This is a genomic window from Microbacterium sp. JB110, assembly GCF_003335195.1.
Taxonomy (GTDB): domain Bacteria; phylum Actinomycetota; class Actinomycetes; order Actinomycetales; family Microbacteriaceae; genus Microbacterium.
The window spans coordinates 156,427-172,363 of record NZ_QPGM01000001.1 but is presented as its reverse complement, the minus strand read 5'-3'; the positions used below and the strand labels follow the sequence as shown (position 1 = coordinate 172,363).

Below are 15,937 nucleotides of genomic sequence, written 5' to 3'. Positions count from 1 at the left end.
CATCGCAGATTGGTGAGCGTGTCCGCATCCCGCCCTTTCCAGGTCGATCTGCGCAGCGTCGTCGATCTGCTCAGTCGCCACATCTACTCCAGCCCGCAGGTGTTCCTGCGTGAGCTCCTGCAGAACGGGCGCGACGCGATTCGTGCCAGGGCTGATGGCCATCCGGATGCCCCTGCAGGGCTGATCGAGATCGTTCCGGCCGAGGACGGGAGCACGTTCCGCTTCCGCGACAACGGCGTGGGACTCACCGCGGACGAGGCTGCTGAACTGCTCTCGACCGTCGGGCGCAGCTCCAAGCGGGACGAGCTGCTGCAGGTGCGCCGCGAGAGCTTCCTCGGGCAGTTCGGCATCGGTCTGCTGAGCTGCTTCATGGTGGCCGACCGGATCACGGTGATCAGCCGATCGGCATCGGGCGCGCCGGCCATCGAGTGGGTCGGTGATGCGACGGGCGAGTTCCGCGTCCGCGAGCTCGACGAGGCAGCGACCGCCGAGCTCCCGATCGGCACGGAGGTGGTGCTCGTTCCTCGTCCGGATGAGGCCGCGCTGCTCGCGCGGGGTCGCGTCGCAGGGCTCGCGGAGCGCTTCGGCGGGTACCTCCCGGTGCGTGTGACGGTCGCGAACGCCGACGGCAGCCGTGACCAGGTGACCCGCCGCGCGGTCTTCCTCGATCCGGATGCGACCGATGAGGAGCGCGCCGAACTCGGCGCTGAGCTGCTCGGCCGGGAGCCTCTCGATGTGATCCCGCTTGCGGTCTCGGAGACCGGAACGACCGGCGTCGCGTTCGTGCTGCCTTTCTCGGCTCCGCCAGGCATGCGTCAGCCCAGCACGGTCTATCTCGGCCGGATGCTCGTGAGCGATCAGCTCGATCGTCTGCTGCCGCCGTGGGCGTTCTTCGTCCGCGCCGTGATCGACACGGAGAGCCTTACGCCGACGGCCTCTCGGGAATCGTTCGTCGAGGACGTCTCGCTCGAGATCACACGCGAACGACTCGGCGACGCGCTGCGCGCGTGGATCATCCGGCTCTCCCGCGATGAGCCGTGGCGGTTCCAGGAGTTCCTGTCGGTGCACCAGATGGCGCTGAAGGCCATGGCCGTGCACGACGACGACCTCGCCCGCGCCGTGCTGCCGTGGCTGACGCTCGAGACGTCGCGGGGCACCCACACGGTCGACGAGCTCACGACATCCGGCGGCGAACTGCGCTATGTCGAGACGGTCGACGAGTTCCGCCAGATCGCCGCGGTGGCCGCCGAGGACGCCCCCGTCGTCAACGCGGGCTACTCGTACGACGCCGACCTGCTGAGGCGGCTGCCGGCTCTCACCGGGGCACGAGTGACCCGGGTGCGCGTGGATGATCTGCTCGATGAGCTGAGCCCGCCTCCGCTCGACGATCTCGACGCGGTGCGCGCCCTCGAACAGCGGGCACGCACCGCGTTGGCCGAGACGCGCGCCGATGTGATCGTCCGCGCGTTCTCGCCGGAGAGCGTGCCGGGGCTGTGCGTCGCCGACCCCGAGACGATCAGGCGCCGCGAGCTCGATGACGCGAAGGAGCAGGCATCGGATTCGCTGTGGGGAGATGTGCTCGGCGACGTCGGCGCCATTCTCGACTCACGGCGCCGTGGCGAAGCACGCACGCTGGGCATCCGGCTCTGTCTGAACTGGTCGAATCCGCTCGTGCGGCAGATCGCGTCGATCGACGACGGCCTCGTCTTCGACAGGACCACGAAGCTCGTGTACGTGCAGTCGCTGCTGAGCTCGCACCGGCCGCTCACGGCCGCGGACCGTGCCATGCTCACCGACGCGCTCGGTGACATGGTCGCTCTCAGCGCCGGTGTCACGAACGGAATCGACGTCTTCGGAACAGAGGGAGATCGGTGAGCACCGCACCAGAGGCAGAACGGATCCTCGACCGGATCGAGCAGGGAGAGCTCGCCGCTCAGGCGCAGGAAGAGGTCGCCAGGGCCGTACGGCTGGCCGACGAGGCCGACGCCGACGACACGTCGTACCGCGCCCGCATGCTGCAGACCGATATCGCGCACTGGCTGAACGACTCCGACACGATGCTCTCCTCGTTCGCGTGGTGCGTCGCGAAGCACGACTCCGATCCCGCGCGCTTTCCGATCGCGCGGGCGGACGATGGGCCGGATCTGCTGTTCCAGCACAAGTGGATCGCCGGGCTGCTGGCCGGCAACAGCCGCTTCCCGATCGCCCGCATCGATCAGGTCCTCGGCGACATGGAGCGGCGCTTCCGCGAGGCGGGGCTGAGCCAGAACGGCGTGCACCAGGCGCGACGCGACGTGGCCATCGCGCTCGGCGACTACGAGGCTGCTGAGCGGCATATGACGGCGCGGGAGCTCGCGCCGCGCGACGACTACTCGCACTGCGAGGCGTGCCAGCGGTCCACGGATGCCGGGTTCGCGTCTCTGCAGGGTGACGACGAGCAGGCGCTGCGGCTGTGGCAGGAGATCCATGAACGGGATCTCTCCTGCGGGGAGGAACCGGAGTTCGCCGACGCACAGGCGCTGCTGCCGCTGCTGCGTGCAGGCAGAGGCGACGAGGCGATGATCGTGCACGCCCGCAGCTACCGGGCGGCGCGCACCAACCCAGACGCGATGTCGATGGTGCGCTTCCACCTCGAGTTCTGCGCGGTGACCGGCAACGTCGAGCGCGGTCTCGAACTGCTGCAGCGGCACTTGGGCGGGTTCACCGTCGACGCGTTCTCGGATCAGCACCACATGGGCGTGCTGCGTTCGATCGCGGTGCTGCTCGACGCCGCGGTCGAGGCAGGTGCCGGCGAACGCGAGCTCGTCGGATCCGACGGCGAGAACATCGAGCGCCTGTTCGGCGAGCGGAAGCGCGTGCACACGGTGAGCGAGTTCCGCGACCGCGCCTGGAGCGTCGCAGAGCGCATCGGCGGCGCCCTCGACGAACGCAACGGCAACGATCGCTGCGCCAGCGACCTCACCGCCGCGCGCGGGCTTCGCACGGAACGGTACGACCTGCCCTTCTCTGATGCCGAGGCGTATGCGCCGCTGGCGTCGGCGCATCCGGAACCGTCCGATGCCCGCGGGTGGCTGATCGAAGCACGGCGCTTGGTGGCGGGCCATCACCTGTCGCGAGCGGATGAGGCCGCGGCGCGCGGTGTGCAGACCGCGACGCCGGATGCCGCCCCTCCCCTGCACACGGTGCGCGTGTGGGCGGCGCTGAGCGACGACGACGAGACGGCAGCCGCGGCGCATCACCGGGCACGCGTCGCTGCGATGCGCGAGGCCGGATGGCACGACTACGCCGACGCCGAGGAGCGGCTCGGGCTGAAGATGCTCGGCAACGCATCGCGCGACGACGTCGACGAGATCGCCGAGGAGATCGAACGCGCCAGGTCGCACGGCAGCGACCCCTCACTGCTCGTCGATCTGCTGATCACGTTCGCCGCCACCCAGTTCGAGGCTCCGGAGACGCCGACCGGCGGCGTGGAGGCTGCCCTCGCCGCCGTGCGCGAGGCGGCGCTGACCCTCCCCGACGACGACAAGAACATGCTGTGGCCAGGGCTCGTCGACGCCCATCTCGAGGCCCTCACGCGCGCGGAGCTGTTCGAGGAGGCAGGCGAGGTCGCCGCTCTGGCGCTCGAGGACCCGCGCGCCGCAGATGCCGTGATGCTCACCGCCAGGCGGGTCGTCACGATCTCGATGGCGTCGAAGGCGCGCTTCGACGAGGCGGCGACCGCGAGCGAGGGGCTCATCGTCGACGCCGCGCGCGCCGAGGATCCCGTCGCCGTCGGCAACTCCGCCATGCTCGCCGCGCAGATCTATGCCGACCTCGGCCGACCTCGCGAGGCGAGCGCCCGCGCCGCGTACGCGATCCGGAGCTTCGAGCAGGTGGGGCAGGCGCTTCCCGGCCAGCGGCACACGCTGGCGTCGCTGCAGCTCGATGCGGGGCAGGCGCAGGCAGCGCTGGAGAACTTCCAACTCGCGTTCGACGCCATGCACGAGTCGGGCGAGGAGGATCCCGTCGTCCTCTCGCGTGTCGCGAGCGGGCTCGGCCGTGCCGCGTCGGAATGCGGTGAGCTGGCGGTCGCGTACCGCGTCTGGACGTGGGCGGCCCGCGTCGCGGAGGACGCAGAGGTCTGGGACAGGGCGGCATCCGTGACACTCGACGTGGCGTCTCTGCTGCACGACGTCGACGATGAAGACGCGGTCGTCACCGCGGCGGAGGGTATGGAACTCGCCATGCGCTCAGGCGTTCCCGCACTGCTGGCACGCGCACAGCAGCTGCACGGCTGGTTCACCGCCGGCACCGGTGACGCGGTCGGCGTCGCGGTGCTCGATGAGGCGATCGGCACAGCGGAGGCCGCCGAGCTGTGGGAGAGGGCGCTGGATGCGCGCATCTCCCGCGGCAGGGCGCTGCTCGCGCTCGACCGCCACGACGACGCGATCGGCGCGCTGCGCGAGGCCGCGGAAGCCGCCGAACGGCACGACATGCCGCAGTTCGCGCGACTCGCCGACATCCATCGCGCCACCGCGCTCACGGAAGCGGGGCGCACAGACGAGGCAGCCGTGGTCTACCGCGAACTCATCGACCGCCTCGACCCCGCCGACGATTCCGGCATCCGCGACGCCGCGCGCAGCGCCCTGGCGGAGCTGGGCGGGTAGGGGCGTTCGAGCCTTCCTGACGATCCGGGCCATCGCCTGCCCATGGGGCGCGCCGTCACGGCTTCTACTGAAGCGTCAGCTCACTTTCCAGCGGTCCTCGCGAGTACGCGTCTGAGTGGTCGAGGATCCGTTTCTCGGGCAGAATGAACGGTTCGCCGAAGGTGTGGTCCCACTCGGTCGGATCGAACCGGCCGAACCCGCTTGTTGTATAGAAGGTCAGTTCCTCCACGAGTATCCGACCTTCTGCGATGCAGAGGTCAACGCGGACGTGTGGGAAGGGCGCCGACAGCTTCCTGCAGATCTCAACCAACTCGTCGAAGAGCTCCGGCTTTGGAATGGGGTACTGCGCGTTCTTCTTACGTCGGGTGAACGGCAGCAGGTTCCAGTCCATGTCGTAGTTGTTGTATGTGTTGGGTACACCGGGTGCGCTGTCCCTGGCGACGGTGATGAACGCCGGCTCGCCATCGAAGCAGAAGAACTTGTACTCGAACTCCTTTCCTTCGATGAGTTCCTCTGCGATGATGCGGGGCTCGATGTCCTTGTATCCCCAATCGAACGTGTGGTAGTAGACGTTCTCCCACGGCTGTATCCAGGAACTGGTGCGCAGCCTCATCTCGTCGACGTTCAGCGCGTTCTTATCGCGAACGAGTTGCACGTGGCGGCTTCCGCTGCCCCAGTTCGACTTGATGACGAACTTTTCAGGGAGGGCGTCGAAGTCAATGGCTCGACCACTCTCCCACACCCCGATCAAGGGGATCACGTACCGTTCGCCCACGGTTTCGGCGACATAGTCTTTGAACTTGTACTTGTCGATGCACGCCGTGATGAGCGGATCCTGGTAGTAGAGCTTGTACCAGTTCGTCTTCTCGTTGAAGGTCTCGGGGTCGTCGAGGTTGGGAAAATACTTCAGCGCTCTCATGCACTGCTTCTCGATGAACCACTTCTTCTGTTCCAACGAGAACTCTCGATCGACGATGTACGTGAACATCCGAAATTGGTCGTAGAATGCGGGTTTGTCCACGCGCTGCTGCAGACGCTCGACAGTCCTTTTCAGGATCCGGATCTCTGGGAGCGTCAGACCCTTGAGCGCGTCTACTCGCCCGTTCACCCGCGACAGGCGGTCGCTTGCCTGAGACAGACTGCTGCTGAGTCGCGAGGCTCGGGAATCCAGTCGCGTGACGTCCTTGGATATGCCGAGCTTCGAGCGGAGCAGCTGGCGCAGTCGCGTCTTCAGTCGATCGAGAAGATTCAATTGATGCCGTGTTTCTATAGGTGTGCGGTGACAGCATATACAGGATAACAGTATACCGAGCGACACCGTAGCAGCTCTGACTATACGGAGCGAAGTCAGGCCGCGTTCCGAGCGCGAGCGGACGAACGGGCGAGATCGGGATGTTCGCGGCCTCGACACGGTCCATGATGCCCGCCAGCGCGCGGACATCTCGCCGTATCCGTCGCGGCCCCGGGGACGCCTGTCCATTCATCGATGCGAGGGAGCGCCGCTCCGCAACGGTGCAGCGCACACTGACTCGCCGAGCAGACTCAGCAGGATCGGCCGGGACGCGTCATGGGCACCCGCCGAGCGACGATCCCGTTGCCAAGCGATCGTCTCGGTCGTGTGCCCACCGATTCGACGCCTGATCGCGGACTAGCGCAGCTCGAGCCGAAGGTCTGCGAGCGCGGCCGGATCATGGGAGGCGATGTGTGCGCGTTCCTGCGCCGCCCAGCGCTCCCAGTGCGGCGCGTAGGTCTCGCCGTCGCGAGCCAGAGCTCGCTCCCGTCGCGACACCTCAGGTGCGTCCAGCCAGACGGTCAGATCGGCGAGCTCTTGCGCGTGCGGGGTGAGCGCGCCCGCGCCCTCGACGATCAGCGCGGTGTCCGGCGCGATGCTGACGCTCGCGCCGGGTGATCCGGCGTTCCAGTCCCAGCGGCGGAACTGCCCCGCTCGTCCTGCGGCGATCGGTGCCAGGATGCCGTCGGCGACGATCGTGCTCGCGGACGCGAGGCCGTCCCACCCCGGATAGAAGTCGTCGAGCGCGATCAGGCGCGGCGTCTTCTGGCGGGGCCACGCGTCGCGAAGCCGCGCCGCGATGGTCGTCTTCCCCGAGCCGCTTCGCCCGTCGATGACGACTCTCGGAAGGGCGACGTCCAGGGCGCACACGCGCCGGAGCACGGTGTCGAATGCGACATCGAACGATGCCGCGAAGGCGTCGCTACTTCTTGAGGGCACGGATGATCTTGCGCAGGGCGCGCCCGGCCACGCAGATCACCGGAACCGATACCGCCAGCAGTGCGATGAGGTTCGGCTCGAAGCGCAGCCCCTCCGGTCGGCGCACGTAGACGCCGAGCGGCATGGAGATGCTGCCGCCTCCGCCGCCTGCACCCTTGCCCTCTTCGTCGCCGCCGCCGAAGCCCGACCACGCGGCTGCCACCGGGACGATCGTGACGCCGTCGACTTCCTGCTTCTCGCCGTAGACGGCGTTCACGCCGGCACGGTTCGTGATCTTGCCGAGTTCCAGTGCGATGTTGGGCATGCCTCCAACCTACTCCGGATCGCCGAGATTCGCCCTCACCGACGTCCTGCTCGCCTCAGTCCGACGTCTCCGGCGGTCGTGGCGGCGCATGCAGCGCCCCTCGCCCGAGGAAGGTCGCGCGCGTGAGCGCCCCCGCCCCGAAGCGCGCGACGGCATCGTCGAGTGCTCCCTCGGCGCGGCGCCAGTCCTGATCCTCGTCCCACAGCGCCAGCGCAGACGACCCCGCGGGCTGGAGACGCTCCGCTCGCACGCCGATCAGTCGCACCGGATCGTGCCTCTCCACGGCGGCGAACAGCTCGCGCGCTGATTCGCCCAGGCGCTGGCCGAGGTCGGTCGGCTCGGCCAGCGCCTGCGAGCGCGTGATCGTGGTGAAGTCGGCGAAACGCACCTTGATGGCCGCTCCGGCCGCTTCCAGCCCGGCCCGGCGCAGACGCACCGCCACACGGTCGGCGAGACGCAGCAGCTCGGCGCGCAGGGCATCGGCATCGCGCACGTCGTCGGCGAAGGTCTCCTCGTGGCTGATGCTCTTCTCGACCCGCTCCGTCTGCACCTCGCGCGGATCATCGCCCAGGGCGAGCTCCGCCACCCTGCGCGCCCCCGATTCGCCGAGCGCTCTGGCGAGCACGTGCTGCGGTGCCCTGCGCACGTCTTCGATGGTGCGCACGGCCCGCGCTTCGAGCGCCTCCGCGGCCTTAGGTCCGACGCCCCAGATCGTGCGCACCGACAGCGGCGCGAGAAAGTCGGCCGTCTCGTCCGCTGGCACGATCAGCAGGCCGTCGGGCTTCGACATCGTCGAGGCCATCTTCGCCACGTGCTTCGTCGCGGCGACGCCGACGCTGCAGACCAGCCCGGTCTCCTCCGTCACCCGGCGTCGGATCATCCGAGCGATCTCGCCTGGACTGCCCCATAGTCTCCTGGCCCCGCGCACGTCGAGGAAGGCCTCGTCGATCGACAGCGGTTCGACCAGCGGCGTGATCTGCCGGAAGATGTCCATCACCTGGGCCGATGCCTCGCGATACCGCTCGAAGCTCGGCGGCACCACGGTTGCGCGCGGGCACAGTTGCAGCGCCCGTGCCATCGGCATCGCCGAGCGCACCCCGTACCGGCGCGCCTCGTACGACGCGCTCGAGACGACAGAACGGCCATCCGGCGCCCCGATCACGACCGGCTTGCCCGCAAGCGACGGGTCGTGCAGCACCTCCACGGCCGCGAAGAACGCGTCCATATCGATGTGCAGGATGCCCGTGCCGGAGTCGTCGGCATCCGGCGCAGACACGCGCCTGCCGCTGCCGTCCGATCGCCCCATGCTCTTATTCTCCCCGCGCCCGGCAGCTCAGGTGCGGGAAAGCGCCGCCATTCTCGTGGGAAAGCGGCGTTTTCCCGCACCCGAGCGACGGGGCGCGGATCAGGACCCGGCGCGCTCGAGGATGAGCTCGCGTACTCGGGCGGCGTCGGCCTGGCCCTTCATGGCCTTCATCACGGCGCCGATGATGGCGCCGGCCGCCTGCACCTTCCCGCCGCGGATCTTCTCGAGCACGTCGGGTTGAGCGGCCAGTGCATCGTCGATCGCGGCGATCAGCGCGCCGTCGTCGGAGACGACCGCAAGCCCGCGTGCGTCGACGACCTGCTGCGGCGTTCCCTCACCGGCGATGACGCCTTCCAGCACTTGGCGGGCGAGCTTGTCGGTGAGGGTGCCGTCATCGATCAGCTTCTGCAGCGACGCGACCTGATCCGGAGTCACCAGCGCGGCAGGCTCCGTCTCCTGCGCGTTCGCGACGCGGGTGATCTCTCCGGTCCACCACTTGCGCGCGGTCTGGGGCGCAGCTCCTGCGGCCACCGTCGCCTCGACCTCGTTCAGCAGCCCGCCGTTGACGACGTCCTGCAGTTCGAGATCGGTGAAGTCCCACTCGGCCTTCAGGCGGCGGCGGCGCACGGCAGGCGCCTCGGGAAGCGCGGCGCGGAGCTCCTCGATCAGCTCCTCGCTGGGTGCGACAGGCAGCAGGTCGGGCTCCGGGAAGTAGCGGTAGTCGTCTGCGTCCGACTTCGGTCGGCCTGGCGAGGTCTCCCCCGTGTCCTCGTGCCAGTGCCTGGTCTCCTGAGTGATCGTGCCGCCGGAGGCGAGGATGGCCGCCTGGCGCTGGATCTCATAGCGCACGGCGCGCTCGACCGAACGCATCGAGTTGACGTTCTTCGTCTCGGTGCGGGTGCCGAGCTTCTCAGCTCCGCGGGGGCGCAGCGACACATTCGCGTCGCAGCGCACATTGCCCCGTTCCATCCGGGCCTCCGAGATGCCCGTCGCGATCGCGATGTCGCGGATCGTGGCCAGATACGCCTTGGCGAGCTCCGGTGCACGGTGCTCGGTGCCGAAGATCGGGTGCGTGACGATCTCGACGAGCGGCACGCCGGCGCGGTTGTAGTCGACCAGTGAGCTGGACGCACCCTGGATGCGACCGGCCGAGCCGCCCATGTGGGTGAGCTTTCCGGCGTCCTCCTCCATGTGCGCACGCTCGATCGGCACCACGACCGTCTCGCCGTCGCCCAGGTCGACCTCGACCGAACCCTCGAATGCGATCGGCTCGTCGTACTGGCTGATCTGGTAGTTCTTGCCGAGATCCGGGTAGAAGTAGTTCTTCCGCGCGAAGCGGCTCGACGGGGCGATCGAGCAGCCCAGCGCCAGGCCGAGCGTGATCGACTTCCGGATGGCCTCGGCGTTGACCGCAGGCATCGAACCGGGCAGGCCCATGTCGACGGGGGCGACGAGCGTGTTCGGCTCTGCGTCGTGGTTCTCGGTGTTGGCCGGGTTGGCCGCGGCCGAGAACATCTTCGTCCTGGTGTTCAGTTCGATGTGCACCTCGAGGCCGATCACCGGCTCGAACCTCTCGAGTGCCTCCTCGAAGCCCATCAGTTCTGCGCGCGCCATCAGCGTGCCCCTCCGTTCAGTGCGGGGGCCCGATCGAGCAGGGGGCCGCCCCAATCGTCGACGAGCAGGTGTTCGAGTGCCGCGCCGACCCGGTAGAGACGGGCGTCCTCGTGCGCGGGGGCGAGGAACTGCACGCCGACGGGCAGGCCGTCGTCTGCTGACAGGCCACTCGGCACCGAGATGCCGGGGACTCCCGCCAGGTTGGCGGGGATCGTGGTGAGGTCGTTCAGGTACATCGCCAGCGGGTCGTCGATCTTCTCGCCGAGCTTGAACGCCGTCGTCGGCGCGGTCGGCGTGGCGATCACGTCGACGTCGGCGAAGGCCGAGGCGAAGTCGCGCTGGATCAGAGTGCGCACCTTCTGGGCGCTGCCGTAGTAGGCGTCGTAGTATCCAGCCGACAGAGCGTACGTGCCGAGGATGATGCGGCGCTTGACCTCGGGCCCGAAGCCCGCGTCACGCGTGGCCGACATCACGTCCTCCACCGTGCCGCCCGGCACCTCGACCCGCATGCCGAAGCGCACCGAGTCGAACTTGGCGAGGTTGCTCGATGCCTCAGCCGGGAGGATCAGGTAGTACGCGGCGACCGCGTACTCGAAGTGCGGCGCGCTGATCTCGACGATCTCCGCGCCCTGCGCCTCGAGCTTCGCCAGCGACTGGTGGAAGGAATCGGCGACGCCGGGCTGGAAACCGGAGTCAGGCAGCTCCTTCACGACGCCGATCTTCAGGCCCTTCAGGCCTTCGCCGGCCGCACCCTCGATGGCGGCACGTGCCATCGAGGGCCACTCGCGGTCGATCGACGTCGCATCGTGCACGTCGTGGCCGGCGATGATGTCCTGCAGCAGGCCCGCGTCGAACACGGTACGAGTCACGGGCCCCACCTGGTCGAGGCTCGACGCCAGCGCGATCGAGCCATAGCGACTCACCGCGCCGTAGGTCGGCTTGATGCCGACGGTTCCCGTCACGTGCGCGGGCTGACGGATCGAGCCGCCCGTGTCAGATCCGAGCGCGAGAGGCGCCTCGAAAGCGGCGACGGCTGCGGCCGAACCGCCGCCTGATCCACCGGGGATCCGGTCGAGGTCCCACGGGTTGCGGGTCGGCCCATAGGCCGAGTGCTCCGTCGAGGAGCCCATCGCGAACTCGTCCATGTTCGTCTTGCCGAGCGGCACGAGCCCTGCGGCGCGGGCACGGGCGACCACCGTCGCGTCGTAAGGCGACATGAAGCCCTCGAGGATCTTCGACCCGGATGTCGACGGCATGTCCGTTGTGACGAGCACGTCCTTGATCGCGAGCGGAACGCCGGCGAGCGGGGGCAGCTCCTCGCCGGATGCTCGGCGCTCGTCGATTCCGCGCGCCGTCTCGACGGCCGCGTCGTTCACGTGCAGGTAGGCGTTCACGTCGCCGTCGACCGCGGCGATGCGGTCGAGGTGCGCCTGGGTGGCCTCGACGCTCGAGATCTCGCCCTCAGTGAGCTTCGCAGCCAGCTCAGCTGCGGTCATCCGGATGATGTCCGTCATGTTCTCCCCCGTCACTGTTCTTCGCCGAGGATCGCCGTCACACGGAAGCGATCTCCGTCCGAGTCGGGCGCGTTCTGCAGCGCCTGATCGGTCGTGAGCATGTCGCCGACCTCGTCGGGGCGGAACACGTTCTGCATCGGGATGGGGTGGCTCGTCGCCGGGACGTCGTCGGATGCGACCTGCGAGACCTTGGCGATGTTCTCGACGATGGCGTCGAGTTCACCGGTCAGGCGCGTCACCTCCTCGTCCTCCAGCTGAATTCGGGCGAGCACACCCAGATGGCGCACGAGTTCGGGAGTGATTTCTGACACCGGTCCAGTCTAGGCCGCCCGACGAGCTCGCGCTGTCGTCTGCTGCCGCATCCGGATGTCCTTGAGAAGGCACCTGCGCACTCTCGCGTGCGTTCGCTCGCCTAGTCTTGTCTGGTGACAACGCAGTTCGATCCGCCGCGCCCCTGGACCGCCTCCTATGCACCCGGCGTGCCGGAGGACCTCGATGAGATGACCGGTTCCCTGATGGACCTCGTCAGGACCTCGGCGCGCGAGCATCCCGATGCCCCCGCGCTGCAGTTCTTCGGGCGCGAGACGACCTACCGAGAGCTGTCAGCCGCGATCGACCGCGCGGCGGCCGGACTGTACGCGCTCGGCGTGCGAAAGGGCGATCCGGTGGCGATCGTGCTGCCCAACTGCTCGCAGCACATCATCGCCTTCTACGCGGTGCTGCGCCTCGGAGCGATCGTCGTCGAGCACAACCCGCTGTACACGCCGCGCGAGCTGCGCAAGCAGTTCGAGGACCACGGCGCGAAGCACGCGATCGTGTGGAGCAAGGTCGCCCGCACCGTGCAGGACTTCCCGAACGACGTCGCCGTCGATTCCCTCGTCTCGGTCGACGTCACCAAGGGCATGCCCGCGTACATGCAGGTGGCGCTGCGGCTGCCCGTGCCGAAGCTGCGCGAACAGCGCGCCCAGCTCACCGAGCCGGTGCGCGGCGCCGTTCCGTGGGAGCAGATCATCGGATACGCACCGATCGGCGACGACGTGCCGGCACCCGGCACCGACGACATCGCGGTGATCCAGTACACCAGCGGCACGACGGGCGACCCGAAGGGCGCGACCCTGACGCACCGCAACCTGCTCGCAAACGCCGCGCAGGCCAGGGCGTGGACCCCGGATGTCCCTGACGGCGAGGGCACGGTCGTCTACGCCGTGCTGCCGATGTTCCACGCGTACGGGCTGACTCTGTGCCTGACGTACGCGATGTCGCGGGCGGCGAGACTCGTGCTGTTCCCGAAGTTCGACCCCGACATGGTGCTCGCCGTGACGAAGAAGCACCCCGCAACCGTGCTGCCCGCCGTTCCGCCCATCGCCGAACGCCTGCTGAAGCGGGCGAAGGAGACCGGTGTCTCCCTTGCGGGCACCGGCATCGGCGTCTCAGGAGCGATGGCGCTGGACGACGCGCTCGTCGTGCCGTGGGAGGAGGAGACGGGCGGCATGCTCGTCGAGGGCTACGGGCTGAGCGAGTGCTCCCCCGTGCTGTGCGTGAACCCGGTCGGTGACAACCGCAGGGCCGGCACGATCGGCCTGCCGCTGCCCGGCACCGAGGTGCGCGTGGTCGACCCGGAAGATCCGACCCGCGATGCCGCGCAGGGCGAGGCCGGCGAGCTGCTCGTGCGCGGGCCGCAGGTGTTCAGCGGGTACTACGGACGCCCCGAGGAGACCGAAAGAGTGTTCTCCGACGGCTGGTTCCGCACCGGCGACATCGTGGAGATGGACGATGACGGGTTCCTCACGGTCGTCGACCGGATCAAGGAGCTCATCATCACCAACGGCTTCAACGTCGCGCCCACCGAAGTCGAGATCGCGCTGCGTCAGCACCCGGCGATCTCCGACGCCGCCGTCGTCGGCATGCCGTCGCCCGGCGGCGAGGAGGTCGTCGCAGCCATCGTGCTCGACGGCGCTCCCGATTTCGACCAGGACGAGGCCCGTGAGTTCGTCAAGCGCATCCTCACGCCGTACAAGGCTCCCCGCCGCTTCGTCGTGGTCGACGAGCTGCCGAAGTCGATGATCGGCAAGGTGCTGCGCAAGCAGGTGCGCGAACTGCTGCTCGCCGACGCCGAGAGCGCCGCGTGAACGAACAGGACCGGCTCCCGGCCGCGGAGTGGGAGAAGCGCGTCGAGGCGCTGCGGGCTTCGGACTGCGGCCACCAGGAGCTCATCATCCAGATGACGGCCCTCGCTGCGGCGGCACCGCATCCGGCACTCGGCGCGTTCGAATTGGCCGGCGCTTTCGATTCGACGGGGCATGAAGACGAAGCCGACGCCGAGTACTCCCGGGCCACGGCACAGGGTCTCAGCGATGTCGACCCGTCGAGGGCCTCGCAGCTCGTGGTGCAGCACGCATCCACGCTGCGCAACCTCGGCCGCGTCGACGCGGCCATCGAGATGCTGCGAGACGCGCCGCCCCACCCCGACACGGGCGCGGCCCCTGCGGTCTTCCTGGCGCTCGCGCTGCACAGCGCCGGCCGGCACGACGAAGCTCTGCGCACGGCGGTCGAGGCGATCGAACCGACGCTGCCGCGGTACAACCGCTCGGTGCGCGCATACGCCGCGGCGCTCGCCGACGAATAGTCGTGTTCGCTGCGGCGAAGTGATGTACTCCCACGACGATGGTCGTGCCCGAGACGGATCTCGGGCACGACCATCCGGTCATGTCAGGATCACTCCGAGCGACGCTTGACCTGCGTCAGGATGATGGTGTCGGTGTCGTTGAACTCCTGCTGGATCTCGTTGTCCGAATCGGTGTCGGCCTTGTGCGTCGAAGCACTGACGACGAACGCGAGCACGAGGTTGATCAGGAAGCCTGGCACGATCTCGTAGAGGTCGAAGATTCCGCCGGAGAGGTACTGGCCCCATACCCAGGCGGTGGCGGCACCGGCGACCATGCCGACGATCGCTCCCACGTTGGTGAGCCTGCGCCAGAACAGCGACAGGATGATCAGCGGGCCGAATGCGGCGCCGAAGCCCGCCCACGCGAAGCTGACCAGTTCGAGCACGGACGACTCGGAGTCGAGGCCGATCAGGACGGCGATCACGGCGATGAGGAGTACCGCCCCGCGACCGAGCCACACCAGAGCGGACTCCTTGATGCTCTTCTTCAGCACGAGGCGCGCGATGTCTTCGATCAGCGCCGACGACGACACGATGAGCTGGCTCGAGATCGTCGACATGATGGCGGCGAGCACGGCGGCGAGCACCAGACCGGCCACGAACGGGTGCATCAGGTTCTGTGCGAGCACGAGCACGACCGTCTCGGAGTCGGGGAGCTCGATGCCCTTGACGTGGAACCAGGCGATGCCGATGAGGCCGGTGATCACAGCACCGATCAGCGACAGGATCATCCAGCCGATGCCGATGCGGCGGGCGACCTTGGCGTCGCCCGCGCTGCGCAGCGCCATGAAGCGCACGATGATGTGCGGCTGGCCGAAGTACCCCAGGCCCCAGGCGAGCGAGGAGATGATGCCGAGCAGGACCACGCCGGAGAAGCCGTCGCCGAACCACGACAGCGGGGTCGCACTCGCGAACGGTCCTTCCTCGCCGGCGTCCATCGCGGTCTGTGCGTCTGCGATGCGCTGCGCGCTTGCCGCGTCGAATCCGTCTGCGAGCGCTGTGAGGTCGCCGATGGAGATCACGGCCAGCACCGGAACGATCATGAGGGCGGCGAAGATCATGATGCCCTGCACGAAGTCGGTGTACGTCGCCCCGAGGAAGCCGCCGAACAGCGTGTACGCCAGTGTCACGCCGCCGACCAGGAGCATGCCCGTCAGGTAGTCGCCGCCGAACGCGCTCTCGAAGTACTTTCCGCCGGCGACCATGCCGCTGGAGACGTACAGCGTGAAGAACACCAGGATGACCACGCCCGCGACGATGCGGAGCACGTGCGTCTTGTCGTGCGTACGGTTCTCGAGGAAGCTGGGCACCGTGATCGAGTTCTTCGCGACCTCGGTGTAGGCGCGCAGCCGCGGCGCGACCAGCTTCCAGTTCAGGTAGGCGCCGATCGTCAGGCCGATCGCGATCCAGGCGTCGAAGAGGCCCGTGAAGTAGAGGGCACCAGGAAGACCCATGACGAGCCAGCCCGACATGTCGGACGCCCCGGCGCTGAGCGCCGCGACGGCCGGTGGCAGACTGCGTCCGCCGAGCATGTAGTCTTCGTGGTTCTTCGTCTTCAGCGTCGCGTAGACGCCGATACTGATCATGGCGGCGAAGTATATGACGAGCGCGATGATGAAGTACGTCTGTGGCTGCATTCTGGCACGCTACCGGCAAAC

12 protein-coding genes are annotated in these 15,937 nt (G+C 68.4%); 4 read left to right on the top strand and 8 right to left on the bottom strand.

Features of this window, described 5'->3' with window-relative positions; translation table 11 throughout:
* The first annotated feature begins 18 nt into the window (after positions 1-18).
* Positions 19-1,875, top strand: a complete 1,857-nt coding sequence (locus CIK77_RS00770; protein ID WP_249268644.1) for an HSP90 family protein — start codon at positions 19-21, stop codon at positions 1,873-1,875.
* On the top strand, positions 1,872-4,646 hold the full coding sequence (locus CIK77_RS00765) for a hypothetical protein (protein WP_087055577.1): 2,775 nt from the start codon (positions 1,872-1,874) through the stop codon (positions 4,644-4,646). Before CIK77_RS00770 ends, CIK77_RS00765 begins: the two co-directional genes overlap by 4 nt.
* A gap of 64 nt (positions 4,647-4,710) precedes the next feature.
* On the opposite strand, the gene CIK77_RS00760 is transcribed toward CIK77_RS00765, so the two are convergent.
* From CIK77_RS00760 to gatC, 7 genes are all read right to left on the bottom strand, one after another.
* The gene (locus CIK77_RS00760) at positions 4,711-5,754 is read right to left on the bottom strand and encodes an ATP-grasp fold amidoligase family protein (RefSeq protein ID WP_170934186.1); all 1,044 of its coding nucleotides are present in this window, start codon (positions 5,752-5,754) and stop codon (positions 4,711-4,713) included.
* A 540-nt stretch (positions 5,755-6,294) separates the two neighbouring features.
* Entirely contained in the window at positions 6,295-6,876 is a 582-nt protein-coding gene (locus CIK77_RS00755; RefSeq protein WP_087055579.1) for a hypothetical protein, read from the bottom strand.
* On the bottom strand, positions 6,860-7,180 hold the full coding sequence (locus tag CIK77_RS00750; protein ID WP_087055580.1) for a hypothetical protein: 321 nt from the start codon (positions 7,178-7,180) through the stop codon (positions 6,860-6,862). The genes CIK77_RS00755 and CIK77_RS00750 overlap by 17 nt, the downstream gene beginning before the upstream one ends.
* 55 nt (positions 7,181-7,235) lie before the next feature.
* Positions 7,236-8,486 (bottom strand): DNA polymerase IV, encoded by a 1,251-nt coding sequence (gene dinB, locus CIK77_RS00745; RefSeq protein ID WP_087055581.1) that lies wholly within the window; start codon positions 8,484-8,486, stop codon positions 7,236-7,238.
* Positions 8,487-8,585: 99 nt separating this feature from the next.
* On the bottom strand, positions 8,586-10,100 hold the full coding sequence (gene gatB, locus CIK77_RS00740) for an Asp-tRNA(Asn)/Glu-tRNA(Gln) amidotransferase subunit GatB (RefSeq protein ID WP_087055582.1): 1,515 nt from the start codon (positions 10,098-10,100) through the stop codon (positions 8,586-8,588).
* Positions 10,100-11,614, bottom strand: a complete 1,515-nt coding sequence (gene gatA, locus CIK77_RS00735; protein WP_087055754.1) for an Asp-tRNA(Asn)/Glu-tRNA(Gln) amidotransferase subunit GatA — start codon at positions 11,612-11,614, stop codon at positions 10,100-10,102. Before gatA ends, gatB begins: the two co-directional genes overlap by 1 nt.
* Positions 11,615-11,625: 11 nt before the next feature.
* The gene (gene gatC / locus CIK77_RS00730) at positions 11,626-11,925 is read right to left on the bottom strand and encodes an Asp-tRNA(Asn)/Glu-tRNA(Gln) amidotransferase subunit GatC (RefSeq protein ID WP_087055583.1); all 300 of its coding nucleotides are present in this window, start codon (positions 11,923-11,925) and stop codon (positions 11,626-11,628) included.
* Positions 11,926-12,039: 114 nt separating this feature from the next.
* Between gatC and CIK77_RS00725 the strand changes: the two genes are divergently transcribed.
* Both CIK77_RS00725 and CIK77_RS00720 read left to right on the top strand, forming a co-directional pair.
* Positions 12,040-13,743, top strand: coding sequence for a long-chain-fatty-acid--CoA ligase (locus tag CIK77_RS00725; protein WP_087055584.1), 1,704 nt, complete (start codon positions 12,040-12,042; stop codon positions 13,741-13,743).
* A complete protein-coding gene (locus CIK77_RS00720) occupies positions 13,740-14,240 on the top strand; it encodes a tetratricopeptide repeat protein (RefSeq protein ID WP_249268645.1) in 501 nt (166 codons plus the stop codon). Before CIK77_RS00725 ends, CIK77_RS00720 begins: the two co-directional genes overlap by 4 nt.
* Before the next feature lie 89 nt (positions 14,241-14,329).
* On the opposite strand, the gene putP is transcribed toward CIK77_RS00720, so the two are convergent.
* Positions 14,330-15,916: a sodium/proline symporter PutP gene (gene putP / locus CIK77_RS00715; protein ID WP_087055585.1), complete on the bottom strand. Its 1,587-nt coding sequence runs from the start codon at positions 15,914-15,916 to the stop codon at positions 14,330-14,332.
* Positions 15,917-15,937: the final 21 nt, after the last annotated feature.